Genomic DNA, 26,438 nt, shown 5'->3' with positions numbered 1-26,438 from the left:
CGATTCGTCGAGAAAAAAGGCAGCTCTCGGCTGCCTTTTTCATTTCCGTCGACGAGCCAGTTCAGCAGCAAGTTCAAGTGCCCTTTCAAGCAGAACGTCCCCGCCACAGGGGGATTCCACTGCCGCCCAGCGGCTGGACCCTGGCGGTTCTGCTCGTCCTTTATATTTTCACCGGCCTGATCGGCCACGATCCGTGGAAGAACGACGACGCAGTCACCATCGGCGTGGTCCATGATCTGGTCTCCAACGGCAACTGGCTGACACCCAGCCTGGCAGGTAACCCCTACCCCGACGCCCCCCTCTACTACTGGGTGGCGGCGGCCAGCGCTCACCTGTTGTCCTGGCTCTTGCCCCTGCATGAGGCAGCACGTCTGGCCAGCGGTGTATTCACACTCCTCGCCCTAGGCTGCACGCTCCTTGCCGCGCGCGAGTTGCATGACCGCGAACAGGCTCCGGCGGCACCGCTGCTTCTGGCCGGCAGCATTGGTTTCCTGTTCCATGCGCACGAGGCGCAGCCGATGTTGGCAACCCTGACGGCACACACGGCCGCCTACTGGGGGCTGACACAGATCGACAGGCGCCCCCTGCGAGGCGCTTGCTGGTTCGGGTCGGCACTGGGACTGGGTTTCCTTGCCAACGGCCTGGCGCCGATGCTGCCGCTGCTGCCGGTGGCAGCCTTCGTGGTCTGGCGATCACAGCACCGCCAGCGCTCGGCACTGCTGCTGCTGCTGGGTTCGCTGCTGCTGAGTTGCATGCTTGCCGGAGCATGGCTGGCGGCATTGTTCGCGACCTCACCCGATTACCTCGCGGCATTCTGGCAGGGCGAGTTGACCCAACTCAGCGGCAGCGTGCAACCACTGCTCAGCCTGCAACGCCTGTTGCTGATGTTGCCCTGGTACGCCTGGCCAGCCCTGCCCCTCGCCGGCTGGACACTATGGGCGAAACGCCGCCAGTTGGCGACCACCCCTCTGGCTTTGCCGATGTTCGCTTTCCTGGTGGCGCTACTGGTGGTCAGTGTCTGGTTGGGAGCACGCAGTGCCCCGGCGCTGCTGTTGCTGCCACCGCTGGTGCTGCTCGCCGTTCCGGGCGTCACCTCACTTCGGCGCGGTGCCGCAAACGCATTTGACTGGTTCGGCATGATCACCTTCAGTTTCTTTGCCGCGCTCACCTGGATTGCCTGGTGCGCAATGGTATTTGGCTGGCCGGCAAGGCTCGCCAAGCAGGCTGTCCGCCTGGCGCCAGGTTTCGTTGGTCACTTCAATGTATTCGCTGCCGGCCTTGCCCTGCTGGCGACGCTGGTCTGGTGCTGGATGATTGTCACCAGTCCCCGCTCACCGATGCGCGGTATCATGCACTGGATGAGCGGCCTGACGCTGCTGTGGCTCCTGATTGCGACGCTGTGGATGCCGTGGATCGACTACGGAAAGACCTATCGTCAGGTATCGGGCTCCCTGTCCAGGGCACTTCCCGAAAAACGCGAATGCATCGCCAGTGCCAACCTCGCCGATTCTCTTCTCGCCTCTCTGGACTATTTCGACGATATCCGCACGTTGCCGGCAAAATCGATTGCCGGCAAGAGGTGTGACTTGCTGCTGGTGCATGGCTCGGCCAAAGACGGCAACATCTCGGTGGCTGGCGGCTGGCGCCAAATCTGGGAGGGTGGTCGTCCAGCCGAGCGCCGTGATGCCGAAAAACTACACCTTTACAGGCGGGAGGAGGGAAAAAAAGGGCCGCCGGGCAAGTGACGTACACGCAACGCAAGTCGCCGCTGTCACCGCCTCAAAGCCTGAGGAAGTGCTCGCGGTAGTATTTCAATTCTGCAATCGATTCGCGAATATCCGCCAGAGCCGTGTGGTCGGACTTCTTGACAAAGCCTTTTGCCACCTCTGGTCGCCAGCGGCGGCAGAGTTCCTTCAAGGTACTGACGTCAAGGTTTCGATAGTGAAACCATGCCTCAAGCTGGGGCATGTACTTGACCATGAAGCGACGATCCTGCCCGATCGAATTGCCGCACATCGGGCTGGCCGCCTGGGGCACCAGGCCCTGCAGGAAACTCAGAGCGGCCCTTTCGACCGCGGCTTCGTCGAGCACCGAGGCCCGGACCCGATCGATCAACCCTGATCGGGCGTGCGTCTTTCGATTCCAGTCGTCCATCGCGTCGAGGCGAGCCTCATTCTGGCTAACCACCCAGGCCGGCGATTCGGCGATGGTCACCAACTGGCTGTCGGTCACAATCATCGCAAGTTCAATGATGCGGTCGCGCTCAGGTTCCAGACCGGTCATTTCCATATCCAGCCAAACGAGGTGATTGGCAACCTGTGTCATATAATCCACCTGAACTGTAAAAGCCCTATTGTGTCACAGGCCCATGCTCAATACTTTCTCACTGCTGTTTCTTGTCTCCTTGCTGTTGATGTGTGTCATGCGTCTATGGCTCGCGCAGCGTCAGATTTCTCATGTACGCGCGCATCGAGAAGCGGTACCCGAGAGCTTCTCTGGACATATCGCTCTTGGCGCCCATCAGAAAGCCGCTGACTATGCGGTGGCACGTGCCCGTTTCGGCAGAGTCGGTCTCGCCATCGAAGTCGCCGTTCTACTCGGCCTCACGTTCGGCGGCGGCCTGCAGTCACTGAATGACTTCTGGTCGCCTCGCCTCGATGGTCTCCCTTACGGGGTCGCACTCGTATTCAGCGTGATCGCGCTTTCTGCCGTCGTTGATCTGCCGCTCACGCTCTATCACCAGTTCGTGATCGAAGAAAAGTTCGGTTTCAACCGCATGCGCCTCACGCTCTTCCTCGGCGACCTCGTGAAACACGCGGCCCTGGGCATCGTCATCGGTACACCGGTGCTGCTTGCCGTCCTCTGGCTGATGGAGAGCATGGGAGAGCTGTGGTGGCTCTACGTGTGGCTGTTCTGGTGCGGCTTCAATCTGCTGCTCCTGTTCATCTACCCGACCTGGATCGCACCCTTGTTCAACAAGTTCGCGCCACTCGAAGACGACGCTCTCAGAACGCGCGTCGAAGCCCTGCTTGCACGCTGCGGCTTCACCACTTCTGGCCTTTTCGTGATGGATGGCTCAAAGCGATCGGGCCACGGCAACGCCTATTTCACCGGTTTCGGCAAGACCAAGCGCATCGTCTTTTTCGACACGCTGCTCGGTCGCCTGCAAGCCGTCGAGGTCGAAGCCGTACTCGCGCACGAACTTGGGCACTTCAGGCACCGGCACATTGTTAAGCGGATCGGCATGCTGTTTGCCATGTCGCTGCTTTTTCTCGCCATTCTCGGTCAACTGATCAATGCCGACTGGTTTTTCAATGGCCTGGGGCTTGATGCCAGGAATACGGCGCTGGGACTGGTGCTATTTTTCCTCGCCGGACCGGTTTTCACTTTCTTCCTGACCCCGCTGTTGAGCCTGCTGTCCCGCCGCGACGAGTTTGAAGCCGACAGCTATGCGGCCGGGCATGCATCGGCAGGCAACCTGGTGAGCGCACTCGTGAAACTGTATGAAGATAATGCTGCCACCTTGACACCCGACCCGCTACACTCGCTGTTCTACGATTCACATCCCCCGGCGGCCCTGCGCATTGCCCGCCTGCAGGACGCCTAAGCCCCGCACAGGAGGAAATGCCGCCATGACCACGCAGCAACAACTCGCGCTAGAGCGCTGCCGCCCGTTGCAGGGTAGCGAGTACCGGCTTGATCTCGCACAGCGTTCAGCCTTGCTGACTGGCCTGCCGGGCTGGCAACTGGTCGGCGAGACCGTACTGCAGAAGGAGTTCGCCTTTGCCAGCTATGCAGCGACCTTGCTGTTCGTCAACACCGTGGCAGGCCTGGCTGAACGCGAGAACCATCACCCCGACCTTGCAGTCGCTTACGGCCGCGTCAAGGTGAGTTACAGTACCCACGACGTTGGTGGCCTGTCCCGCAATGACTTCGTCTGCGCGGCCAAGATCGAGGCGCTTACCCAGATTTGAGACTCTCTGGCACCGTCGTCGCCGCCTACGGACGGCAGTACCGGATCGAATTGGCCGACGGCACGACGCTGCTCTGCGTCCCGCGCGGCAAGAAGAGCGAACTGGTCTGCGGCGATCAGGTCAGCGTGCTGCGGACTAGCCCAGACCAGGGCGTGATCAGCTCGCTGGAGTTGCGCAGGAGCCTGCTGTATCGCTCCGATCACTTCAAACAGAAGTTGATCGCCGCGAATGTGACACAAGTGATCATCGTCGTCGCCACCGAACCCGCGTTTTCGGATGAACTGATCACCCGCTGCATCGTTGCAGCCGAAAGTCAGGAAATCAAGGTGCTGATCGTGCTCAACAAATGCGACCTCCTTGAAAAGGTAGCGCTGGCAACGACAACACTGACACCGTTCCAGGCGCTGGGTTACCTTGTGCTGCCGCTGTGCGCACGCAATGATGGCGCCAGCCTGCTGCCTTATCTCGCCGGTCATACCAGCCTGTTGATCGGCCAATCCGGTATGGGCAAGTCAACGCTGACCAATGCCCTCGTCCCCGACGCCTGCGCGCCAACCCGTGAGATATCGCAGGCCCTCAACGCCGGCAAACAGACCACGACGCATGCCAGCCTCTATCGCCCCGGCGCCAGCTCGGCGCTCATCGACTCGCCCGGCCTGACCGAATTCGGCCTGCAGCATCTGTCGGTAGCGGAAATCTCGCAGGCATTCGTCGAATTGCGGCCATTGCTCGGTCAATGCCGCTTCCGCGACTGCCGACACGACCGCGAACCCGACTGCAGCATTCTTGCCGCAGTCCGGCACGGTGACATCGACCCGCGCCGCTATGCGGCCTACCGCGCACTCTGTGCCGAAATCGGCTAATACCAAAGGAGCCTTCGCATGAGCGACATCATCATCCGCCGCCAGCACGGCAAGAATCTTGCCGAGGCGCGCGCCTCGGCCGAGCACATGGCCGCGGAACTGAAGGAAGAATTCGATCTCGACTACATCTGGATCGGCAACGTCATGCGTTTCAAGCGGCCTGGGGTCGCCGGAGAATTGTCGGTAAACGACCAGACAGTAGCTCTCAACATCCGTCTCGGATTGCTGCTCTTCGCCCTCAAGCCGGCTATAGAGCGCGAGATCCACAGGTTTTTCGACGAGAACTTCCCAAGCTGAGAAGACCTCTGCGCGGCGCCGATCCCCCCGGTTTCATTTCTCTTGCAACTTTTCGATCAAGCTGACGTACTGTTGCATCGCATCGGCAGGACCCGTGCCCTTGAGCGCAGCCCAGGCATCGTACTTGGCACGCCCTACGAGATCAGTGAACCCGGGGCGCCGGCCCTCGACATCGCCCTCGCTTGCCTGTTTGTACAGGGCGTAGAGCTTCAGCAACACGGTATTGTCCGGTCGCTCGGGCAGGCTCTTTGAATTGGCAACGGCAGCATCGAACCGGGCTTGCAAGTCACTCACGGGAAGTCCTCCGCAGGATGATCTGTTGGAATGGCTTGCTATTATATGGGCTTGCCATTTTCTCAGGGAGCGCGCGGATGACGCAACGCGAAAGAATTTCCCATGTCGACACCGCCTGGCTGCGCATGGACCGACCCGAGAACCTGATGCAGATCCTGGGGGTCATGATCTTCGAGGGCCGCATCAACGCCGAGCGCTTCAAACGCACTGTCGCGCAACGGATGCTGCGTTACCGCCGCTTCCGGCAGATTGCGCGGGAGGACGCCGACGGCACCTGGTGGGTCGATGACCCCGACTTCGACATCGATGCGCACGTGCGCCATTCCTCGCTCCCGGCACCCCACGGCACGCACGAACTGCAGAAGTTCGTCGCCGAAATGGCCAGTAGCCCGTTGAACCCGGCCCGCCCCCGCTGGGAATTCAACCTCGTCGACACCGCCCGGGGAAATTCGGCACTGGTCGTTCGCATCCACCACGCGATTGCAGACGGCATCGCACTGCTTGGGGTCATCCACTCACTGACCGATGCCGCCGCCAACGCCCCCGAGCATGGCGGCCCGGAGGCAGCGTCGGAGGAACCGGATGACGATGACGCTGGCGACGTGCCGGAAGGCGACGCCTTCTGGCGGACCATCCTCGATCCACTCACGGACGTTACGCTGGCGTCGATCCACCTGGGTGGCCATCTGTGGGGACAGTTTCTCGGGCTCCGCAATGACCCGACAGGCATCCGCAACTACGCGCGCGTCGCGGCAGCGATCGCCCAGGAAGTCGGCAAGCTGGCCCTGCTGCCCAACGACAGTCCAACACGCTTCAAGGGAAAGCCCGGAACCGTCAAACGCGTCGCCTGGTCGGAACCCATCGCCTTGCCGGACATCAAGGCCGTCGGCAAGGTCCTCGGCTGTTCGGTCAACGATACCCTGCTGGCGGCGGTGGCCGGCGCCTTGCGCGGCTACCTGGTGGCGAGAGGCGATCCGGTGGTAAGCTCCGTTGCCATCCGCGCCATGGTCCCCGTCAATCTGCGAGCAGCGAGCGATGCCGATGAACTCGGCAACCGCTTTGGCCTGGTCGCCCTCGAACTGCCGATCGGTATCGACAATCCGCTAGCCCGGCTGTACGCCACGCGTGCCAGGATGGCGGCGTTGAAGGGTTCCTACCAGGCGATGCTGACCTTCACCCTGCTCGGTGCAGCCGGCACCGCCCCGAAGTTCGTTCAGGACCAGATCCTCAAACTGCTGACCAGCAAGACAACGGCGGTGATGACCAACGTACCCGGCGCGCAGCAACCCCGCTATTTCGCCGGCAGCAGGATCGACCAGCAAATGGTCTGGGTACCGCAGGCCGGCGACATCGGCATGGGCGTCAGCATCCTCTCCTACAATGGCCGAGTACAATTCGGACTGATCACCGACAAGAACCGAGTCGACGACCCCGAGCAGATCGTGGGCCGCTTCGCCGACGAGTTCGAGAAGCTCTTGTGGCTGCTCCTGCTGGAACCCTGGGATCGGCTGGGGGACCCGGCGGCCGTCGAGGAAGACCTCTCGCGCCTGATCAATACGGTCGCCGAATAGGGGTCACCCAGGTAGCGCAGGCGCCGTTCAGTCGGCCACTTCGGCCTTGGCTGCCTCGACGTCGAGACGCTCCATGGCGTCCATCGGTCGGCATTCTGCGGCTTCCTGGTAGAGCCGCTCGGCATCCTTCATGCCGGCCTTGCCGAACATCATCACCAGGGCATTGGCATACTCGATGCGGGTGATCGCGGAATCCGGGTTGAGTTTGAGAGCGGCCTCGAGCAGGGCCTTGCCGGCGTCTTTTTTGACCCCGTAAGTGATGCCGCCAACCAGCGCCCCGACCTTGTCGATCACCTCGGCGTGATACGCGCCCAGCGCGATATGCGCGTCGGCGTGTCTGGGCTCGAGCTCCAGCGCCCGCGTCAGGCTGTGTTTGATCTTCCCACCCAGACCTTGTGCGAGCGCCTTGACCACCGAGATGCTCTGGCTGTAACGACCGAGAGCAAAGGCATGCAGATACCAGGCGTTGACCACCTGGGGCGATTTCTGCTGCTGCTCCTCACAGCGTTGCGCGACCTCCATCAGCAGGTGGCGCTTGCGATCGTCGTCAGTCTCGAGGTAACTGGCATAGATCGTGGCTGCCTTGTTGGCGGCGTTGTAGCCGGCGAGACCACAAGCCAGGCCGGCCTCGACCGCCTTACCGAAGTCACCCGCATGGTAACTCCGCCAGGCGTCCTGTACCTTGGGATCGTCAGGAAACGGCTCGCAGTCGCCACGGTGCAGACGACCCCAATTCTCCTGTAGCGCCGCACCGGCATAGCTGTAGGCCTGGTCCGTGTAGGGAAAGGTTTTCCAAGTCATGCTCTTCCTCCATATGGGTTACGTTCTGAGGTACTCATGCGACAGTTTTTCGAGCAGCCCTTTCGATTCGCCAAACAGATACGGCGCGATCATCGCCATCGCCTGATACACGCCGCGGCCGATGCGCCCGCTTTCGACCTTGCCGCGCGGATCACAAGCGTATTCGAAGGACAGCCAGTAGGTTGCAATCACCGTCATGTTCGTCGCCAGCGCGCGCAGTTCCTCAGGGCCTGCGCGCATCGCACCAGCCAGCACCAGACTTTCACACAAGGTCGTCGCCGTACGCACCTTGTGCGCCAGGATCTGTTTGAAATGAATCTCCAGAACCCGATTGCGCGTCAGCAGGTCATTCAGGTCGCGATAAAAAAAACGATACTTCCAGATCTGTTCGAACAGCAGGTGCAGAAAAAGCCAGATGTCTTCGACATCGGCTGACCGCCGCGTCGGCACCGCGAGGATGTCCTCGATCTCCCGCTTGAAGTCGGCGAAAATCGACTCCAGGATCTCGTCCTTGTTGTGAAAGTGGTAATAGAGGTTGCCGGGACTGATGTCCATTTCGTCGGCGATGACCGTGGTCGTCACGTTCGGCTCACCAAAATCGTTGAACAGGCGCAGGCTGGTTTCCAGAATACGTTCTCGTGTTCGCCGCTTCGGTTTCTTTTCCATCGACTGTCCGCCGTGATCTGCTCCGAAAGGCCAGAATATCACCGCCGGCAAGGTCAGGGAATGGCCGACGAACGAAATTGCACCGACGGGCGACCCGGGTCAGGCCTTCTGAGCCAGCAGCCAGGCTTCCAGGTCGCGCAGCGAAGAATCCAGTGCACTGGCGCTGGTCGCCAGGTCGGGACGACGCTTCTTCGACAACAGGGAGCGGCTATGGTCCTTGAGCACACCAAGGTTCAACTCGATCCCGTGGCGCTCGAAGATTGGCCTCAACTCATGACGCCGCCGATACAGATCGCTGCGCGTACGCTGATAGGCATGCTCGCACAGGCGACTACGGCCGCGATAACTGAATACGTTGGTGAAGAACATGTCCGCATCGTCGCGGGTGGGTTCGAACAGCACCACATCCTTGCCCTCGAACTCGAGACGGTAGCGGTCCATGCCGGTGCGCATCCGCGAGTGGATGATGGCGCGGAAAGTCTGCGACAAGACCACCGGCAGCCCCCCGTCGACGAGATGCTCGGGAGCCGGAGAAGGGTTCTCGTGCGCTGGTCGTTTGGCCGCCAGGCGCGCATCGAATGGCACCAGCGGGTTGATGCAGATGACCAGTTCGGCACCTTCGTGCAATGCCACGGACGCGTGCAGGGTCTTGATCAGCGCACCATCGACGAAATAGCGCTCGCCGATCCTGACCGGAGGAAACAAGCCCGGAAGGGCGGCACTCGCCTGGACAGCCACCGAAATCGGCACGTCATCATGCCCCGCGGAACCGAAGGCCAGCGACTCGCCGGTGTCCAGATCAGTCGCCACGATAAAGAGCCGGTGCCTGAGCTGACGAAAATCGTTGCTCCGCCCCTCCACCGAAAACAGTTTCCTGAGCAGCTGATCGATCCCGGAACTGTTGAACACTCCCGCCGGGATGGCATGGCTGAGACCCTGAAATGCCTCCAGAAAGCGAAGATGCCAAGGGTCCGACAGGTACTGGCGGAGTGACGACCAGAACAACATCGGCACGGACAGCGCGCGCCGCAGGTATTCGCTGAAGGCCGGACGCAGGAGCATTTCCGGGTCAAATACCTCGTCGCTGTCATTATCCACCAACATCCGCGCCAGAGTGGCAGGCCCGAGACCATTGGCAACCGCCGCCGACATGAAGGCCCCCGAACTGACTCCAACATAAATGTCGAACTCGGTGAAGTCCACTCCTTCCAGCGCTTCGGCCAGAGCGGCCATCGCCCCGACTTCGTAGATACCGCCCACCGGACCACCGCCAGCGAGCGCCAGCGCGATTTTTGAACGCTTGTTTGCCGCCATACAGTGCCGTTCCTTTTCTTAGGAAGCGCCTCCTGCAGCAGCATCGAATGCCGCTTCCCGGCGCCATGGTGCCCGTGCGCACCGCTACGCAAAATTCGTCCAGACGAAGGCACCGCCCACCGATCCCACACCGTCTGGACAGGCGCGCCATCGCGCCCGCCGCCGGCACATTGCCCGCATCGATCAGCAAACCCGCGGCGGGCTCTTCAAGACAAGCTACTCGCCGGCCTGCGGGATGGTATTCAGTACATCGGCCGGAGTGACCGGAGGAACCGGCTTTGCGGCAGCAGTTCTGGCCGCGGGTTTGCGAGTCGCCGGCTTGGCAGGAATCTCTGCAGCAGGTGACTCGTCCTGCTCTGCGGACGTCGCCTCAGACTTGACAATCGTCTTTCCTTCGGTCAGTGCCTGCACCGCCGCGCTCAACTCGACGACGCGCTTGGAAAGTTGGTCGATATCCTGCTTGCTGGGCACGCCGAGGCTACCCAGAGCACGCGCCACGCGGTCCTCGAACACCTGTTCAAGGCGGTCCCACGTGCCAGACGCCTTGCCGGCAACCTGTGCAATTCTCTCATCGGTGATCTTGCGGGTTCGCGACTGGATGTTCTCGCCTTCCTTGACCAGCGCATCGAACACCTTGCCGCCTTCTTCCTGGGCTTTGGCGAAGGCACCAAGCCCCGCCAGCCAGATCTGTTGCGCCGATTCCTTGACTGTCGACGCCAGTTGGTTCTCGGTCACGCTGCCGGCCAGTTCTTTGAGTTTCTTGCCCATTTATATCTCCTTAAACGTAGTAGTCAAAAGGCCAGCAAGTTTTTTGCTTGCCCTGGAAAGCCAGTGTAGTGACAATATCTAGAGGACGCACACTAAAGAGTCAGGGAATGGCCTCTGGGAGGCTGCAGTCCAGCACGCAAGGAACACAGGAGAGGACAATGAATTTCATCAGGAGGCAGCAATGAATTACTTCGTTACCGGCGCCACTGGTTTCATCGGCAAGCGACTTGTCGCAAGATTGCTGGGCCGCCCCGAGGCTACCGTCTATTTCTTGACTCGCGCCATTGAGCTGCCGAGGCTGCAGGAATTGTACGAGTATTGGGGTTGTGACGATAGCCGCGTCATTCCGATCGTCGGCGACCTGACGCAAGTAGACCTGGGCGTCTCGCGGACCGATATCCACAAGCTGCATGGCAAGATCGAACACTTTTTCCATCTCGCGGCGATCTATGACCTCAAGGCCAGCGCCGAAGATCAACAGCGCGCCAACGTGGACGGCACCCGCAACACCGTCCGCCTGGCAGAGGAAATTGCTGCCAGACACTTCCACCTGGTCAGCTCGATTGCCGCCGCCGGACTTTTCGAAGGGCTGTTTCGTGAAGACATGTTCGACGAAGCGGAGAACCTCGAGAATCCCTACTTCCGCACCAAGCACGACTCCGAAGGCATCGTCCGCAAGGAGTGCCGGATCCCGTGGCGCATCTTCCGTCCGGCAATCGTCGTCGGCGACTCGCGCACCGGCGAAATGGACAAGGTCGACGGGCCCTACTACTTCTTCAAGCTGATCCAGAAGATGCGCAAGATGTTCCCCTCCTGGATGCCGACCATCGGTATCGAAGGCGGGCGCATCAATGTCGTCCCGGTAGACTTCGTGGTCGCGGCGATGGATCACATTGCCCACCTCGCCAATGAAGACGGACAGTGCTTCCACCTCACCGACCCGATGCCGATGCGCGTCGGTGACCTGCTCAACACTTTTGCACGCGCCGCACACGCTCCCGAAATGGCAATGCGCATCAATGCTGCCCTGCTCGGTTTCATCCCGCGCACGGTACGCAAGGCGATGTTCGCCCTGACCCCGGTGCGCCGCATCCGTACCGCGGTCATGAAGGATCTCGGCCTGCCCGACGACATCCTCGATTTCGTCAACTACCCGACCCGCTTCGACTGCCGCGAGACGCAGCGCGCGCTCAAGGGCAGCGGCATCGCCGTGCCCCCGCTCGACAGCTACGCCTGGCGCTTGTGGGATTACTGGGAACGCCACCTCGACCCGGATCTTTTCGTCGATCGCACGCTGCGCGGCCAGGTCGAAGGCAAGGTCGTGCTGGTCACCGGCGGCTCCTCCGGCATCGGCAAAGCCACCATTCGCAAACTCGCGGAAGCCGGAGCCGTGGCGGTCACGGTCGCCCGCGACGCGCAGGCGCTCGACGAAGTCCGGCGCGAATTCGAAGTCGCCGGGCTGCACCTGATCACGCATGCGGTGGACATCGCCGATCCGCAGCAATGCGCCGCCTTTGTCAAATTCATGAACGAGGAGCACGGCGGCGTCGATATCCTGGTCAATAACGCCGGCCGCTCGATTCGCCGCGGTATCGAGAACTCCTTCGATCGTTTCCACGATTTCGAGCGGACCATGGAACTCAATTACTTCGGCGCGTTGCGTCTGACCATGGGCTTTCTGCCGGGAATGATCGCCAAGCGCAAGGGACACGTGATCAACATCTCGTCGATCGGCGTCCTCACCAATGCCCCTCGCTTCTCGGCCTATGTGGCCTCAAAGGCAGCGCTGGACGCCTGGGCGCGCTGCGCGGCATCCGAGTTTGCCGATCGCGGAATCGAATTCACCACCATCAACATGCCCTTGGTCAGGACACCGATGATCGCCCCGACCAAGCTCTACGATCAGGTCCCCACGCTTTCCCCGGAAGACGCCGCCGATCTGGTCGTCGAAGCGGTCATCCACAAACCGGTGCGCATTGCCACACGCCTGGGAATTTTCGGTGCCCTGCTGCACTCCCTGATGCCGAAGGTCGCACAGATCACGATGAACACCTCCTTCCGGATGTTCCCCGATTCCGGGGCAGCGGCGCGCAAGCCTGAGGAACCGGAATCGCAAACGGCGGACCAGATCGCCTTCTCACAGGTCATGCGCGGGATTCATTTCTGAGTGAGTTGCCCGCAGCAAGCAACCGTCTCGCCCGCTGCGACGAGAACCCAGGGGGCCACGCATCGGACGCCAAGGCAAGCGCCTGCTGTCCTGAGCGAGGCCCCGCTCACCTCCCTGCCGCATCATCACCCATGACGACTCCCACTCAAAACCAAGCACCGGTTCACAACGCACGGCAACTCCTCAAGGAACTGCAGGAGACATTCCCGGTCTTTCGTGACAGCCTGCCGCTCGCCATCGGCATCGACAAGCAACTGCAAGGGCGACTGCCCAACGTTGGCCGCAAGGACTTGCGCATCGCTCTGGGAATGCACACGCACTCACTCCGGTACCTGAAAGTGATGGCGCAGGCAACGGTCCGTGTGGATCTTGACGGGCAACCGGCAGGCGAAATCCTGGCCACGCACCGTAGCCACGCCAGCGACCTGATCAAGGAGCGAACCCGCAAACAGGCAGAACAGCGCAAAGCACAGCGCGAGGCTGAGGCGCTGGCTCGCCAGCGTACCGAGAAGCTGGACCAGTTGGTGGAGAAATTCGGCCGCAGCCGCTGAGTTGTCGGCGCTGCGTACAGCGCCGTGCCGATTCCAGTGTTTCCGCCGACCCCGGGACCAACCTACGAGACAAGAGGCGCAGGCGGATTGCGGTCTGTCGAGCAAGAAATCATGGACCACCTACTCAAGGACAGCGCACCGCTCGAATTGTACGCCTGGCTGGACGACGACGCTGAATGGCCCGGATGGGACATCCTCGTCGGCAATCCCTTCGCCCACTCGCTACCCGGCGACCAGTTCACGACCGTTCAGAACTACTTTGCCGAGTACCATCTGGAATACTTCCGGCAGCGACTCTACCCGCATTTCCCAAGCCGGCTGCATGCTCTCCTGCTCTTCGCCACACGCGTCGATGCCGAGACTTTTCGCGCCAAGCATCCCGCCCGCACCTTCGGCAAGTCACTGGTGCGAGCGCGCAGCAAAGGCAGCTATGTCTGCTCGTTCCACGATGCGAGCTGGCTGGACTACCTGCGATTACCGCATAGCCTGAGCCTGTCGACACTCGACGAAATCGCCAATCATTACTGGAAGGGCGCGCTCGTCGAGGAAGTTGGGCTCACCTTTCTGAATGAGCGCTGGCGAGAACCGCCGGTCATCGAAGCGCTTTTTCAAGGTATCCTTGAGCCGGTCACGGCACACCCGCAGAGCGGCTTGCTACCCGGCTTCACGTGACGGCACCGGGAAGTCGCCCGGCCACAACGATCGCGGTACTGCTTGCCGCCCGCTGGCTCAACAGTTAGAATCGCCGGCTCGCTTCGCCAAGCGAATAAGCACCTTCATTCATCAGGCGTTGGCTCTATCAAACCGGGGCTGCGCCGTTCTTCAGGAAAGAGAGTTTGACATGGCGATAAATGTTGCGCAAAAAGCGCAGATCATGAGCGACTACCAGCGTGCCACAGGCGACACCGGATCGTCCGAAGTCCAGGTGGCCCTGTTGACCGCTCGCATCAATGACCTGACCGGCCACTTCAAGGAACACAAGAAGGACAACCACTCGCGGCGCGGACTTTTGCGCATGGTCAGCCGCCGTCGTAAGCTCCTCGACTACCTGAAACGTACCAACGTTGACTCCTACCGCAGCCTGATTCAGCGTCTCGGCCTGCGCAAGTAAGCCTGTTCGCCGATCCGCGTCGCGGTCGGAGGTGCAGGCAATTCGAAAAGCCGTCAGCGGCCAGCCCCCAGGTGGGCTGTGCCGCTGTTTCTGCTGCTGCGGCTTTTGTTGGCAAATGGGCGCGTCGGTCGAATGGTCTGCCGGAGTCGTGGGCAGGCACGCGCCAGATTATTGAGAAAGGGAACTATGTTTAATATCGTCAAGAAAACCTTCGCCTATGGTGCCCATCAGGTCACCCTGGAAACCGGCGAGATCGCCCGCCAGGCGGGTGGGGCCGTAATGGTCTCGATGAACGACACGGTCGTGCTGGTCAGCGTCGTCGGCAACAAGACAGCCAAACCGGGCCAGGATTTTTTTCCCCTAACGGTGGATTACATCGAGAAAACCTACGCCGCGGGAAGAATCCCCGGAGGGTTCTTCAAACGCGAGGGGCGCCCCTCGGAAAAGGAAACGCTGACCTCCCGGCTGATCGACCGCCCGCTGCGCCCGCTCTTTCCCGAGGGCTTCTACCACGAGGTACAGGTCGTGGCGATGGTGATGTCGCTCAACCCGGAAATCGATCCAGACATCCCGGCGATGATCGGTGCCTCGGCAGCTCTGGCGATCTCGGGCATTCCCTTCGATGGGCCGATCGGTGCCGCACGCGTCGGCTACCTCGACGGTCAGTACATCCTCAATCCGACCGCCACACAACTGTCGTCGAGTCTGCTGAATCTGGTCGTCGCCGGTACGCAGTCGGCGGTCCTGATGGTCGAGTCGGAGGCCAGGGAACTCTCGGAGGAAGTCATGCTCGGTGCCGTGGTCTATGGGCACCAGCAGATGCAGGCGGCGATCGACACCATCAACGAACTGGCCGATGCAGCCGGCAAACCGGAATGGGACTGGACACCGGCAGCGAGAAACGAAGCGGTCCACGGCAAGCTCGACCAACTGGTCGATGCCGAGCTGCAGGAGGCCTACCGGATCACCAGCAAGCAGCTACGCAGCCAGCGCATCAAGGAGATCACCGCCTACGCCGTCGAGGTCCTGACCGCCGGTGACGACGCCCCGGACGCCAACGCGGTGCGCAACATGGTTTCCGCCGCCGAAGCGCGTATCGTGCGCGGCCGCATCCTGGCCGGCGAGCCAAGAATCGACGGTCGCGACACGCGTACGGTCAGGCCGATCGCGATCCGCTCGGGCGTTTTGCCGCGGGCGCACGGTTCGTCCCTGTTTACCCGTGGTGAAACCCAGGCCATCGTCGTGGCCACGCTCGGCACCGGCCGTGACGAGCAGATCATCGACGCGCTGTCCGGCGAATATCGTGACCGTTTCATGCTGCACTACAACTTCCCTCCCTATGCAACCGGCGAATGCGGACGCGTCGGCACGCCAAAGCGGCGTGAGATCGGACATGGCAGGCTGGCCAAACGGGCACTACTGGCCGTGCTGCCATCGGTGGAAGACTTCTCGTACTCGATCCGCGTCGTCTCCGAGATCACCGAATCCAACGGTTCGAGTTCGATGGCCAGCGTCTGCGGCGCCTCGCTGGCCCTGATGGATGCGGGTGTGCCGCTCAAGGCACACGTCGCCGGAATCGCCATGGGTCTGATCAAGGAGGGCAATCGCGTCGCCGTTCTGACCGACATCCTCGGCGACGAGGATCACCTCGGCGACATGGATTTCAAGGTCGCCGGTACCGATTCCGGGGTCACCGCGCTGCAGATGGACATCAAGATCCAGGGCATCACCAAGGAGATCATGCAGGTCGCCCTGGCGCAGGCCGGCGAAGCACGCCTGCACATTCTCAAGCAGATGCAGGACTCGATGTCCGGACACCGCGAGGAAGTCTCGACCTACGCCCCGCGCCTGTACACCATGAAGATCAACCCCGAGAAGATCCGCGACGTGATCGGCAAGGGCGGGGCGGTGATCCGGGCGATCACCGAGGAAACCGGGACGACCATCGACATCAAGGACGACGGCACTATTACCATCGCCTCGGTCAGCGGTGACGCGGCCGATGCTGCGCGGGCGAGAATCGAGTCGATCACCGCCGACGTCGAAGTCGGCAAGGTCTATGACGGCACCGTGCTCAAGCTGCTCGACTTCGGCGCCATCGTCAGCATCCTGCCTGGACGCGACGGCCTGCTGCATATTTCGCAGATTGCCAACGAACGCGTCAATGCCGTCGCCGATTATCTCAAGGAAGGCCAGAAAGTGCGCGTCAAGGTACTGGAAGCCGACGAGAAGGGTCGCGTGCGCCTGTCGATGAAAGCCCTGACGGTCGAAGAGGGTGGTGCCGGGGCAGCAGCGCCGGCGTCGTAACCACGCAACAGCAGATCAAAAAAAGGACGCCACGGCGTCCTTTTCTATTTCCGCGCGCGGCCAATTCGTCCGCGCTGCACGTGTCTGGGACCGCCTATTTGGCGATCTGCTTCTCGCGCACCTCTTCCAGCGTCTTGCAGTCGATGCACAGCGTCGCCGTCGGCCGCGCTTCCAGACGCTTGATGCCGATCTCGACGCCGCAGGCCGCACAGTAGCCATAGTCGCCACTGTCGATACGCGCGATGGTTTCCTCGATCTTCTTGATCAGCTTGCGCTCGCGGTCACGGTTGCGCAACTCGATGGCGATGTCGGTTTCCTGGCTCGCACGATCATTGGGATCAGCAAAAACCGTCGCTTCATCCTTCATCGTGTGCACCGTGCGCTCGATGTCTTCCATCAACTGCCGCTTGAGGGCTTCGAGGATGCCGCGAAAATGAGCCAGCTGATCGCTGTTCATGAACTCCTCGCCCGGTTCCGGTACGTAGGGAGTGAAGTGCTTGTGGAGCAATTCTTCAGCCATGTTCGAAGACCCTGTTTTCTGTTTGCAAAAAAAGACGACTAGATATCAGAAATAGCAGCGTCTGGCAAGCAACGGTCTGCTGATCGGATGCGTGCGGGCGGCGGCAACCGGCTGCCAGGGCGCGCCGGGAACGTTCATCTGCCCGCCCCCGCTGGATCGCCTTCGACAGGAGGGCCATCACCGCGGGCCAGATAGCGTGCGCGCAGCGCCATCGCCGTCTCGAATGCCGCCTGCGTGAAACTCAGGATCTCCGCGAACTCCGCGTCGCTGAGCGTCCGGGCATCGTCGTTGCTGCGATAGACGTTGACGAACTGGTGCTCGCGCACCGTCTGCAGCACCAGCTTGCCGACCCCCAAGCCTTCGAGGCTCTTCCACAGATCGGGATTCGCCGTGCGCGTAAAGCGCATCACAAAACCGACCGGGTCGTTGCGCCCAAAGACCGCCGCCAGGCGCAGGATCAACTCGAACGACAGGGCAATGCGGCCATTCTCGAGCGCCTCGATCAGCGAGGGATCCTTGAGATCGATCGCCGCGCCGACCTCGGCAATCGTCAGTCCCGCCGACTCGCGCATGGCGCGGATCGCCGCCCCGGTCCTGGCCCATGCGGGTTCGGCGACGCCCGGCAACACCGCCCGCACCACCTCACTGGCGGCGTCGAGCGGGTGCCCGTCCTGCAGCGCCCGCGAGACCTTGCCGGCGGTCTCCATGGCGCGCCCGGCAAGCACCGTTGCCGACCCCAGGTCCAGCAAACGGCTGGCCATCGCGCGCATCTGATCGACCATGCCCGGCTCGGTCAACCGAGCGCTGTCGGCGCTCGCCTGCGCATCTGACTTCTTTGCGGTTCGCCTGGCAACCGCAGGCTTGCGTTTGGCCGATGGAGCGGACGGGGTGCTCATGAGGGATCCCTTCGTGGAAGTGGCGGCATGGTTGAAGTTTAGCTCAGGCCGCCAATGCTGCAAGGGGCAAGGTGTGGGGCGGACACGCCCCGCCGCCCACGCGTGCCGGGAGCGCACACGACAGACACCTCACGGCTGGTCCGGCGCGTCGTCGTGAACACCGGACCTGGGCGGCTGAGCACGCGCCTGCCGGGTCGTGGCCCTTCCCTGCTGCCGCGTGCACCCCTTGAACAGGTAGCCGAGGGCGAGCGCAAGCAGCGCAAAGGCCATGCCCACCACCAGGACAAACACCAACAGTCCGACCGGAGCGGCGAGTAGCCAGGGCGCTGCGGTATCGTGATTGTCGAAGCTCGCGAATACCCGTTGAAAGGCCAGGCCGGCCACCTGATAGGCCAGCGGCACGGCCAGGCTGGCCGCGACCAGGAGTTGCACGACCGTCCAGCCGACGCGCGGACCCGCCCTTTCGACATCGGGCCGCGCCCTTCGCCCGCGGAGTATCCGCAGCAACAGCGCAGCGAGCACGCCGCCGCCGATGACCAGCCCCCCCGGCAACAGCCAGCGTTCGATTCGCCCTACCCAGGCCAGGTCGCGTCTGGGTGGCGGTAGCGGTGGCGCCTCGATCGAGACCGAAGGCTGTGCTTGCACTGTCGTCCCCCCCGCCTGTCCCGCCTCGTCACAGCGCTGCTGACCTGGCCGGCGGATGGTCCGGGCTTCCGGCGGACAGGGGCCGTCGACAATGTACTGCAAGCCATGCAGGTCACAGAGCGCGGCGTTGCGCAACCGGCACTCCTCGGCGACGGTCGGTACGTCGGCCCGGCATGCCGAAGCAGCAATGACCAGCCACGCCACCGACACACTACCGGCAAGACCCAAAGCGGCGCGTTGGCTGTGCATTGCTGCTTCTCCCTTCCACCGGCTAATCCGGTACACCCGCGCACTCAGAGCTGATACTCGTCGGCCGGTCGCGCACCGGCCATCGCCATGTCGACGGCCTTCTTCGTCAGGTGCGAGGCGAAGAGTTCAATGAAGTCATATTCGTAGCGACGGATGTGCGTGCCACGGCGCAAACCTATACGCGTCGTGTTCGAACCGAACAGATGCTCGGCGGCCATCGCCTGCAAACCGGTGTCGCGCACCGGATCGAAAGCCATGCGGGCAATGATCCCCAGCCCCAGCCCCAGCCCGACATAGGTCTTGATCACGTCGGCGTCGATCGCCGTGAGCACCACATTCGGAGTCAGTTGCGCCAGTTCAAAAGCCTTGTTGATGCGTGAGCGACCGGCAAAGGCCGAGTCGTAGGTGATCAGTGGCCAGCGCGACAGGGCGGTCAACGAAACCGGCTTTTCGCCGAGAATCGGGTGCCCGTCGGGAGCGATCACACAGTGCACCCACTGGTAACACGGCAACATCAGCAGTTGTGGATACTGGTCGAGCGCTTCGGTGGCGATGGCGATGTCGGCCTCGCCTTTCAGCGTCAACTCGGCGATCTGTGCAGGATGCCCCTGGTGCAGCGACAGGCGAACCCGGGGATGCCGGTCGACAAAGTTCTTGACCACTGCCGGCAGCGCATAGCGCGCCTGCGTATGGGTGGTGGCGATGACCAGGCTGCCAGTGTCGCCGCCAGCGTACTCTTCGCCGACGCGCCGGATGTTCTCGGCATCGCGCAGAATGCGTTCGGCAATTTCGAGCACCGCCCTGCCGGGCTCGGTGATCGCCGTCAGGCGTTTGCCGCCGCGCTCGAAGACGGTCACCCCGAGTTCGTCTTCGAGCAGCCTGATCTGCTTGGAGATCCCCGGCTGCGAGGTATAAAGCGCCTCCGCGGCTTCGGAGACATTGAGACCACGGCGCGCCACTTCGACGAGATAGCGGAACTGCTGGAGTTTCATGGCTGTCGCACCATTGGATTGGTTATAACAATCTAACTGAATATTCTTTTTCGATCAAACACTGCGCTGATACCATGCGCGGACTTTTTCCGGTAGTAAGCCATGGACTGGATGTACACCTTGTCGGGTTTCGTCGTCGGCGCCATCGTCGGGCTCACCGGCGTCGGCGGCGGCTCTCTGATGACGCCGTTGCTGGTGCTCCTGTTCGGCATCCACCCGGCAACGGCGGTCGGCACCGACCTGCTGTATGCAGCCATCACCAAGGCCGGCGGCACAGTGGTGCACGCCCGCAAGGGGCACGTCGATTGGCGCATCACCCGTCTGCTGGCCAGCGGCAGCATTCCGGCCGCGCTGCTGACGATCTGGGCATTGTCCCTGCTGCCGAAGCAGAGTGTGACGGTGTCGCATATTATCTCCTTTTCGCTCGGTATCGCCCTGCTGCTCACCGCCGCCGCGATCCTCTTTCGCAGCAAGCTGCAGCAGCAGGCCCTGGCGCACGCCGACGACGCCGCACACACGCAGTTGCGGGCGCCGATCACGGTTGCCGTCGGCGCGCTGCTCGGCGTGCTGGTGACCATTTCGTCGGTCGGCGCCGGCGCGCTCGGCGTCGCCGTCTTGTTCTACCTCTACCCCCGGCTGCCGGCGATTCGCATCATAGGCAGCGATCTGGCGCACGCCGTACCGCTGACGCTGATCGCCGGTCTGGGCCACTGGCTGATCGGCAGCGTCGACTGGTCACTGCTCGGCAGCCTGCTGCTCGGATCGCTGCCCGGCATCTGGCTCGGCAGCCACGCCTCGGCGAAGGTGCCGGAACGCGTGCTGCGCCCGATCCTGGCCGGCATGCTGCTACTGATCGGCAGCAAGCTGATTGCCCAGTAGATACCGCACGCCGCCCCATCGCCTCCAACCGGGAGACGGGGCAACCTTCAACAAGGCCCAGGACAGGCTTCCTGAGGCGCTGATGCGACTTTCAAGGCAAGGAGCGAGCGACGATGTATCGCTACGACAATACTGACCAACAGATCATCAACGAGCGCGTGGCCCAGTATCGCGACCAGATCGGCCGTCATCTGGCCGGCGAGCTGTCGGTCGACGAATTGCGTCCGCTGCGCCTGCAGAATGGCCTCTACATCCAGCGGCACGGCCCGATGCTGCGGATCGCCATTCCCTACGGCATGCTCTCGGCCGCGCAGTTGCGCAAACTGGCCGAGATTTCTCGCCGCTACGACCGCGCCGTCGGGCATTTCACGACGCGCCAGAACATGCAGCTCAACTGGCCGCAGTTCGAGGAAACGCCGGACATCCTCGCCGAACTGGCGAGCGTGCAGATGCATGCCGTGCAGACCTCGGGCAATTGCGTGCGCAACATCACCACCGACCATTTCGCGGGTGTCGCACCCGACGAGTGGACCGATCCGCGCCCGTATTGCGAACTGCTGCGGCAATGGTCGACCTTCCATCCCGAATTCGCTTTCCTGCCTCGCAAGTTCAAGATCGCGGTCAATGCCGCGGCCGAGGACCGCGCGGTGATTCGTGCGCACGATATCGGCCTCGACCTGGTCGGCAACGAGCAGGGCGAAATCGGTTTCCGGGTCTTTGTCGGCGGCGGCCTGGGCCGGACGCCGATCCTCGGCAAGCTGATCCGCGAGTTCCTGCCGCGCCGGCACCTGCTCTCGTACCTCGACGCGATCCTGCGCCTTTACAACCGCTACGGCCGTCGCGACAACATGTACAAGGCGCGCATCAAGATCCTCGTGCAGGCGCTCGGCATCGACGAATTCGGACGCCAGGTCGAGGCCGAATGGTCGCAACTGCGCGACGGTCCGACGACGGTTCCGGACGTGGAGTTCGCACGCCTCGGCGGGCATTTCGCCCCGCCGCCGCGTGCAACGCTACCGGCTGAAGACGCCGCGCACGCCGCCCGGTTGCGCAACGATCCGGCTTTCGCCAACTGGGTCAAGCGCTGCGTGCATCCTCACAAGACGCCGGGCTACGCCGCCGTCACCCTGTCGCTGAAGGCGCTCGGCGTCGCGCCTGGCGACATCAGCGACGTGCAGATGATCGCCGTCGCCGAGCTCGCCGAACGTTTCAGCTTTGGCGAACTGCGCGTCAGCCACGAACAGAACGTGGTCCTCGCCGATGTCAGACAGAGCGATCTGCACGAGGTCTGGCTGATCGCTCGCCGTCACCGCCTGGCGACGGCCAACATCGGCCTGCTCACCGACATGATCTGCTGCCCGGGCGGCGATCTTTGCGCGCTGGCCAACGCCCGTTCGGTGCCGATCGCCGCCGCGATCCACGAGAAGTTCGACGACCTCGACTATCTCCACGACATCGGCGACATCTCACTGAACATCTCGGGCTGCATGAACTCCTGCGGCCACCACCACGTCGCCAACATCGGCATCCTCGGAGTCGACAAGAACGACGAGGAATGGTATCAAATCACCATCGGCGGCCAGCAAGGGAACGCCGCGACCATCGGCAAGGTGATCGGGCCGTCGTTCTACGCCCAGGAAGTGCCACAGGTCATCGAAGCGCTGATCGGCGTCTATCTCGAACACCGAACGCCCAGCGAACGCTTCATCGACACCTTGCAGCGGATCGGCATCGAGCCCTTCAAGGTGCGTGCCTACGCCGGCCGCGACCGGCGGCGGACGGCCAAGGTCGACAACCGGGAAGAGGAAGTCATCAATGCCTAGGATCATCAAACATGACCGCGTCGTCGAGGACGACTGGCAAGTCCTGACACTGGCAGCAGGCGAGACCCCGGCGACCGTGACCCTGCCCGCCGACCCGGTCCTGCTGCCGCTCCCGGTATGGCTCGCCCGCCGCGCGGAAATCAGCAGCCTTTACCGGACCCTCGGGGTCTGGCTCGACAGCCATGAGGGCCCGGAAGCGCTGGCCGACGACATTGACCGGTTGAGCATCATCGCCGTCAATTTTCCCAAGTTTACCGATGGCCGCGGCTACTCGATCGCCCGCCTGCTGCGCGAGCGCTATCACTTCCAGGGCGAGATCCGCGCCATCGGCGACGTGCTGCAGGACCAGCTCTTCTTCATGCGGCGCTGCGGCATCGACGCCTACGCGCTGCGCGCGGACAAGGACATCGAGAAGGCGCTGGCCGGCTTCTCCGTGTTCAGCGAAACCTACCAGGCGGCGGTCGACCAGAGCGAGCCTCTGTTCCTGCGCCGCCGCAAGGAGGCGTCGGCATGAGTGTCCAGGTCAATCCCGACGACCCGGCGCTGCTCGCCGCCGTGGCCACCCGCGTCGGTGAAGCGCGCCGCCTGCTGCGCGAGATCGCCGACACCTTCTCGCCGGCAGCGTTCGCCAGCAGTCTCGGCGCCGAGGACATGGTGCTCACCGATCTGATCGTCCACGACCGACTCGACATCGAGATCTTCTCGCTCGACACCGGTCGCCTGCCACCGGAAACCTACGACCTGATCGCCGCGGTGAAGAACCGCTACGGCCTGACGCTGCGCCTGTACTCCCCGCGCCACGAACTCGTCGAAGCCTACACCCGCAGCAACGGCATCAACGCCTTTTACGAATCGGTCGAGTTGCGCAAGGCCTGCTGTTTCGTGCGCAAGGTCGAGCCGTTGCAGCGCGCGCTGGCCGGCCGCAAGGCCTGGATCACCGGCATGCGCGGCGGCCAGGCGGCAACCCGCGACGGGCTGCCGGTGCGCAGTTTCGACGCCGCCAATGGCGATGGCGGCCTGGAGAAATTCAACCCGCTCGCCGCATGGAGCGAACGCGAAGTCTGGGCTTACCTGAAGCTCAACGACGTTCCCTACAATGCACTGCACGACAAGTTCTACCCCAGCATCGGCTGCGCACCGTGTACGCGGCCGATCACGCCCGGCGAGGATGTGCGCGCCGGCCGCTGGTGGTGGGAAAATCCACAATCCAAGGAATGCGGCTTGCACGTCAAGCGCGCCTGAAGGCCCGGACGGACGTCTGCGACAGACGCGTCACGGGCGCTGAACACCCCGAAATACAGGTCAAACCATGAGTACTGCAACACTCTCCAGAGTCATCCTCTCCCACCTCGACTGGCTGGAGTCCGAGGCCATCCACATCATGCGCGAGGTGGCCGGCCAGTGCAGCCGTCCGGTCCTGCTCTTCTCCGGCGGCAAGGACTCGATCTGCATGCTGCGCATCGCTGAAAAGGCGTTCCGTCCGGGCCGATTCCCCTTCCCGCTGCTGCACGTCGATACCGGACACAACTACCCGGAGGTCATCGACTTCCGCGACCGGCGCGCGGCCGAACTCGGCGAGCGCCTGATCGTGCGCTCGGTCGAGGACTCGATGGTGCGCGGCAGCGTGGTACTCAAGTCGGCCGACGAGCCGCGCAACAAGCACCAGTCGGTGACCCTGCTCGAAGCGATCGAGGAATTCGGTTTCGACGCCTGTATCGGCGGCGCACGCCGCGACGAGGAAAAAGCCCGCGCCAAGGAACGCATCTTCTCGTTCCGCGACGAGTTCGGCCAGTGGGACCCGAAAAACCAGCGCCCCGAACTGTGGGACCTCTATAACGCGCGCAGCTTCAAGGGCGAGAACATCCGTGTCTTCCCGATCTCCAACTGGACCGAGATCGACGTCTGGCAGTACATCGAACGCGAACATCTGGCGCTGCCGTCGATCTACTTCGCACATCAGCGACCGCTGGTGCGCCGCGGCGGCGGCCTGCTGCCGGTCACCGCGGTCACCCCCGCCCGCGCCGGTGAAACGATCGAGACCCTGACGGTCCGCTTTCGCACTGTCGGTGACATCACCTGCACCGCACCGGTGATCTCCGAAGCCGACAGCGTCGCCAAAATCATCGCCGAGACCGCCAGCACGACGATCACCGAGCGCGGGGCGACCCGCCTCGACGACCAGACGTCGGACGCCTCGATGGAACAACGCAAGAAGGAAGGCTATTTCTGATGTCCGCGATCGAAAGATTCCCTGCCGAAGCCCTCCCCGACAATGGCCTGCTGCGTTTTCTGACCTGCGGCAGCGTCGACGACGGCAAGAGCACCCTGATTGGTCGCCTGCTGTTTGACAGCAAGACGATCCTCGTCGATACCCTGCATGCGATGAAAAGAACTTCGGAAAGGCGTGGGCTGGATATCGTCGACCTGTCGCTGCTGACCGACGGCCTGCAGGCCGAGCGCGAACAGGGGATCACCATCGACGTCGCCTATCGCTATTTCACCACCGGAACCCGCAAGTACATCATCGCCGACGCGCCGGGCCACGAGCAATACACGCGCAACATGGTCACCGCCGCGTCGACCGCCGACCTGGCGATCATCCTGATCGACGCCCGCAAGGGCGTGCTCACCCAGACCCGCCGCCATTCCTACCTGGCCCACCTGCTAGGCATTCCGCAGATCGTCGTGGCGGTGAACAAGATGGACCTCGCGGACTACTCGCCCGAAACCTTCGCGCGCATCAAGGCGGATTATCTGGCGTTCGCCAACCAGTTGGGCATCACCGACGTGCGCTTCATACCGATGTCGGCACTGCACGGCGACATGGTGGTGGATCGCGGCGAGCACCTGGACTGGTACGACGGGCCGACGCTGCTCGAAATCCTCGAAAGCACGCCGGCGGTGCACAGCGAGCACACCGAAAAATTCCGCTTCCCGGTGCAATACGTCTGCCGCCCACAGGATTCTGCCAACCCCGAGCTGCACGACTATCGCGGCTTCATGGGCCGCGTCGAGTCCGGCGAACTGCGCATCGGCGATGCGGTGACCGTGCTGCCGTCGGGACGGGAAACACGCGTCAAGGACATCCAGGTCCTCGGCGAATCGCAAGCCCGCGCCGTCGCCGAGCAATCGGTGACCCTGCTGCTCGCCGACGAGATCGACATCTCGCGCGGCGACATGATCGTCAAAACCGGCGAATTGCCGCAGGTGACCAAACAGATCGACGCCATGCTCTGCTGGCTCTCCGAATCACCGCTCGACCCGCGCCGCAAATACCTGCTGCGCCATACCACGCGCGACACCAAGGCCATGCTCGCCGGCATCGAGTTCCGCGTCGACATCAACACCATGGAACGGCAGACGGCCGAGCTGCTGGCGATGAACGACATCGCCCGCGTCCGCTTCAAGCTGGCACAGCCGATCTTTGCCGACCCCTATGCCGAGAGCCGCGGTACCGGCGCCTTCATCGTCATCGACGAATCGTCTAACAACACCGTCGGCGCCGGCATGATCGCCTGAGCGTCGACCGGCCTGCCGCGCCCCTTCCGGCAAACCCTGCCGAGTGGTGCGGCGGCGCATCGCCGCCGAATCTGTGGACCCAATTGTTCGAGACGTGCGGCTTGGTGATGCCTCGATCTGCGCTTTCATGCGACAAGTTTTGCCCCCGATGACTGCCCAAGCGAGTGCTTGCGTGCCATGATACAGCCTTGAAGGCTCATCTTTCGAGCCCGTAACCGAAGGCATCGTCGT

Annotated in this window: 27 protein-coding genes; 17 read left to right on the top strand and 10 right to left on the bottom strand. The window is 62.7% G+C overall.

What is annotated here, in order from left to right:
* Nucleotides 1-77 precede the first annotated feature (77 nt).
* Nucleotides 78-1,745, top strand: a complete 1,668-nt coding sequence (locus AC15MQ_RS14475; RefSeq protein ID WP_483080468.1) for an ArnT family glycosyltransferase — start codon at nucleotides 78-80, stop codon at nucleotides 1,743-1,745.
* A gap of 34 nt (nucleotides 1,746-1,779) precedes the next feature.
* On the opposite strand, the gene orn is transcribed toward AC15MQ_RS14475, so the two are convergent.
* Nucleotides 1,780-2,325, bottom strand: coding sequence for an oligoribonuclease (gene orn / locus AC15MQ_RS14470; RefSeq protein ID WP_287651923.1), 546 nt, complete (start codon nucleotides 2,323-2,325; stop codon nucleotides 1,780-1,782).
* Nucleotides 2,326-2,368: 43 nt separating this feature from the next.
* Here orn and AC15MQ_RS14465 point away from each other — a divergent pair, with 43 nt between their 5' ends.
* Genes AC15MQ_RS14465 through AC15MQ_RS14450 form a run of 4 tightly spaced genes read left to right on the top strand, consistent with a single transcriptional unit; the run spans nucleotide 2,369 to nucleotide 5,134 of the window.
* On the top strand, nucleotides 2,369-3,607 hold the full coding sequence (locus AC15MQ_RS14465) for a M48 family metallopeptidase (RefSeq protein ID WP_483080467.1): 1,239 nt from the start codon (nucleotides 2,369-2,371) through the stop codon (nucleotides 3,605-3,607).
* A 25-nt stretch (nucleotides 3,608-3,632) separates the two neighbouring features.
* The gene (locus tag AC15MQ_RS14460) at nucleotides 3,633-3,974 is read left to right on the top strand and encodes a 4a-hydroxytetrahydrobiopterin dehydratase (protein WP_332336539.1); all 342 of its coding nucleotides are present in this window, start codon (nucleotides 3,633-3,635) and stop codon (nucleotides 3,972-3,974) included.
* Nucleotides 3,971-4,837 carry a ribosome small subunit-dependent GTPase A gene (gene rsgA / locus AC15MQ_RS14455; protein ID WP_287651926.1) on the top strand — a complete coding sequence of 289 codons (867 nt, stop codon included), beginning with the start codon at nucleotides 3,971-3,973 and terminating at the stop codon, nucleotides 4,835-4,837. The genes AC15MQ_RS14460 and rsgA overlap by 4 nt, the downstream gene beginning before the upstream one ends.
* 18 nt (nucleotides 4,838-4,855) lie before the next feature.
* On the top strand, nucleotides 4,856-5,134 hold the full coding sequence (locus AC15MQ_RS14450) for a polyhydroxyalkanoic acid system family protein (protein WP_483080466.1): 279 nt from the start codon (nucleotides 4,856-4,858) through the stop codon (nucleotides 5,132-5,134).
* A gap of 33 nt (nucleotides 5,135-5,167) precedes the next feature.
* On the opposite strand, the gene AC15MQ_RS14445 is transcribed toward AC15MQ_RS14450, so the two are convergent.
* Nucleotides 5,168-5,428: an acyl-CoA-binding protein gene (locus AC15MQ_RS14445; protein ID WP_287651928.1), complete on the bottom strand. Its 261-nt coding sequence runs from the start codon at nucleotides 5,426-5,428 to the stop codon at nucleotides 5,168-5,170.
* A 77-nt stretch (nucleotides 5,429-5,505) separates the two neighbouring features.
* Between AC15MQ_RS14445 and AC15MQ_RS14440 the strand changes: the two genes are divergently transcribed.
* Complete coding sequence (locus AC15MQ_RS14440; RefSeq protein ID WP_483080465.1) at nucleotides 5,506-6,999, top strand: WS/DGAT/MGAT family O-acyltransferase; 1,494 nt, start codon at nucleotides 5,506-5,508, stop codon at nucleotides 6,997-6,999.
* 27 nt (nucleotides 7,000-7,026) lie between these two features.
* Here the strand turns inward: AC15MQ_RS14440 and AC15MQ_RS14435 are convergent, their stop codons facing one another.
* The 4 genes from AC15MQ_RS14435 to AC15MQ_RS14420 form a co-directional block, all read right to left on the bottom strand.
* Nucleotides 7,027-7,800 (bottom strand): hypothetical protein, encoded by a 774-nt coding sequence (locus tag AC15MQ_RS14435; RefSeq protein ID WP_483080464.1) that lies wholly within the window; start codon nucleotides 7,798-7,800, stop codon nucleotides 7,027-7,029.
* An 18-nt stretch (nucleotides 7,801-7,818) separates the two neighbouring features.
* Complete coding sequence (locus AC15MQ_RS14430) at nucleotides 7,819-8,466, bottom strand: TetR/AcrR family transcriptional regulator (RefSeq protein ID WP_483080463.1); 648 nt, start codon at nucleotides 8,464-8,466, stop codon at nucleotides 7,819-7,821.
* A gap of 99 nt (nucleotides 8,467-8,565) precedes the next feature.
* Nucleotides 8,566-9,780 (bottom strand): patatin-like phospholipase family protein, encoded by a 1,215-nt coding sequence (locus AC15MQ_RS14425; protein WP_483080462.1) that lies wholly within the window; start codon nucleotides 9,778-9,780, stop codon nucleotides 8,566-8,568.
* 216 nt (nucleotides 9,781-9,996) lie between these two features.
* Nucleotides 9,997-10,548, bottom strand: a complete 552-nt coding sequence (locus AC15MQ_RS14420) for a phasin family protein (protein WP_483080461.1) — start codon at nucleotides 10,546-10,548, stop codon at nucleotides 9,997-9,999.
* A 181-nt stretch (nucleotides 10,549-10,729) separates the two neighbouring features.
* Between AC15MQ_RS14420 and AC15MQ_RS14415 the strand changes: the two genes are divergently transcribed.
* The 5 genes from AC15MQ_RS14415 (at nucleotide 10,730) to pnp (ending at nucleotide 16,684) form a co-directional block, all read left to right on the top strand.
* Nucleotides 10,730-12,715, top strand: a complete 1,986-nt coding sequence (locus AC15MQ_RS14415) for an SDR family oxidoreductase (RefSeq protein WP_287651934.1) — start codon at nucleotides 10,730-10,732, stop codon at nucleotides 12,713-12,715.
* A gap of 131 nt (nucleotides 12,716-12,846) precedes the next feature.
* Nucleotides 12,847-13,266 carry a ProQ/FINO family protein gene (locus AC15MQ_RS14410; protein WP_287651935.1) on the top strand — a complete coding sequence of 140 codons (420 nt, stop codon included), beginning with the start codon at nucleotides 12,847-12,849 and terminating at the stop codon, nucleotides 13,264-13,266.
* Between the two features lie 111 nt (nucleotides 13,267-13,377).
* Nucleotides 13,378-13,938 (top strand): hypothetical protein, encoded by a 561-nt coding sequence (locus AC15MQ_RS14405; protein WP_287651936.1) that lies wholly within the window; start codon nucleotides 13,378-13,380, stop codon nucleotides 13,936-13,938.
* 169 nt (nucleotides 13,939-14,107) lie between these two features.
* Nucleotides 14,108-14,377, top strand: a complete 270-nt coding sequence (rpsO, locus tag AC15MQ_RS14400) for a 30S ribosomal protein S15 (protein ID WP_287651937.1) — start codon at nucleotides 14,108-14,110, stop codon at nucleotides 14,375-14,377.
* Nucleotides 14,378-14,563: 186 nt separating this feature from the next.
* The gene (gene pnp / locus AC15MQ_RS14395; protein WP_287651938.1) at nucleotides 14,564-16,684 is read left to right on the top strand and encodes a polyribonucleotide nucleotidyltransferase; all 2,121 of its coding nucleotides are present in this window, start codon (nucleotides 14,564-14,566) and stop codon (nucleotides 16,682-16,684) included.
* Nucleotides 16,685-16,778: 94 nt separating this feature from the next.
* On the opposite strand, the gene dksA is transcribed toward pnp, so the two are convergent.
* The 4 genes from dksA to cysB form a co-directional block, all read right to left on the bottom strand.
* Nucleotides 16,779-17,204 carry an RNA polymerase-binding protein DksA gene (gene dksA / locus AC15MQ_RS14390; RefSeq protein WP_287651939.1) on the bottom strand — a complete coding sequence of 142 codons (426 nt, stop codon included), beginning with the start codon at nucleotides 17,202-17,204 and terminating at the stop codon, nucleotides 16,779-16,781.
* Nucleotides 17,205-17,338: 134 nt separating this feature from the next.
* On the bottom strand, nucleotides 17,339-18,100 hold the full coding sequence (locus AC15MQ_RS14385; RefSeq protein ID WP_287669767.1) for a helix-turn-helix domain-containing protein: 762 nt from the start codon (nucleotides 18,098-18,100) through the stop codon (nucleotides 17,339-17,341).
* 129 nt (nucleotides 18,101-18,229) lie between these two features.
* The gene (locus AC15MQ_RS14380; RefSeq protein ID WP_287651941.1) at nucleotides 18,230-18,994 is read right to left on the bottom strand and encodes a hypothetical protein; all 765 of its coding nucleotides are present in this window, start codon (nucleotides 18,992-18,994) and stop codon (nucleotides 18,230-18,232) included.
* A gap of 44 nt (nucleotides 18,995-19,038) precedes the next feature.
* Nucleotides 19,039-19,986 (bottom strand): HTH-type transcriptional regulator CysB, encoded by a 948-nt coding sequence (cysB, locus tag AC15MQ_RS14375; RefSeq protein WP_287651942.1) that lies wholly within the window; start codon nucleotides 19,984-19,986, stop codon nucleotides 19,039-19,041.
* Between the two features lie 102 nt (nucleotides 19,987-20,088).
* On the opposite strand from cysB, the gene AC15MQ_RS14370 reads away from it, so the two are divergent.
* From AC15MQ_RS14370 to cysN, 6 genes are all read left to right on the top strand, one after another.
* Nucleotides 20,089-20,865 (top strand): sulfite exporter TauE/SafE family protein, encoded by a 777-nt coding sequence (locus tag AC15MQ_RS14370; RefSeq protein WP_483080460.1) that lies wholly within the window; start codon nucleotides 20,089-20,091, stop codon nucleotides 20,863-20,865.
* Nucleotides 20,866-20,978: 113 nt separating this feature from the next.
* Nucleotides 20,979-22,688, top strand: coding sequence for a nitrite/sulfite reductase (locus AC15MQ_RS14365; protein ID WP_483080459.1), 1,710 nt, complete (start codon nucleotides 20,979-20,981; stop codon nucleotides 22,686-22,688).
* Nucleotides 22,681-23,202, top strand: a complete 522-nt coding sequence (locus AC15MQ_RS14360) for a DUF934 domain-containing protein (RefSeq protein ID WP_350495155.1) — start codon at nucleotides 22,681-22,683, stop codon at nucleotides 23,200-23,202. The genes AC15MQ_RS14365 and AC15MQ_RS14360 overlap by 8 nt, the downstream gene beginning before the upstream one ends.
* Nucleotides 23,199-23,930, top strand: coding sequence for a phosphoadenylyl-sulfate reductase (locus AC15MQ_RS14355; RefSeq protein ID WP_287651946.1), 732 nt, complete (start codon nucleotides 23,199-23,201; stop codon nucleotides 23,928-23,930). The genes AC15MQ_RS14360 and AC15MQ_RS14355 overlap by 4 nt, the downstream gene beginning before the upstream one ends.
* 67 nt (nucleotides 23,931-23,997) lie before the next feature.
* Nucleotides 23,998-24,918, top strand: coding sequence for a sulfate adenylyltransferase subunit CysD (cysD, locus tag AC15MQ_RS14350; RefSeq protein WP_350495154.1), 921 nt, complete (start codon nucleotides 23,998-24,000; stop codon nucleotides 24,916-24,918).
* A complete protein-coding gene (gene cysN / locus AC15MQ_RS14345; RefSeq protein WP_287651948.1) occupies nucleotides 24,918-26,207 on the top strand; it encodes a sulfate adenylyltransferase subunit CysN in 1,290 nt (429 codons plus the stop codon). The genes cysD and cysN overlap by 1 nt, the downstream gene beginning before the upstream one ends.
* Nucleotides 26,208-26,438: the final 231 nt, after the last annotated feature.

The sequence above is a fragment of the Candidatus Accumulibacter propinquus genome (genome assembly GCF_056856495.1).
The sequence above is the reverse complement of the archived record's forward strand: the minus strand, read 5'-3'. Positions and strand labels throughout refer to the sequence as shown.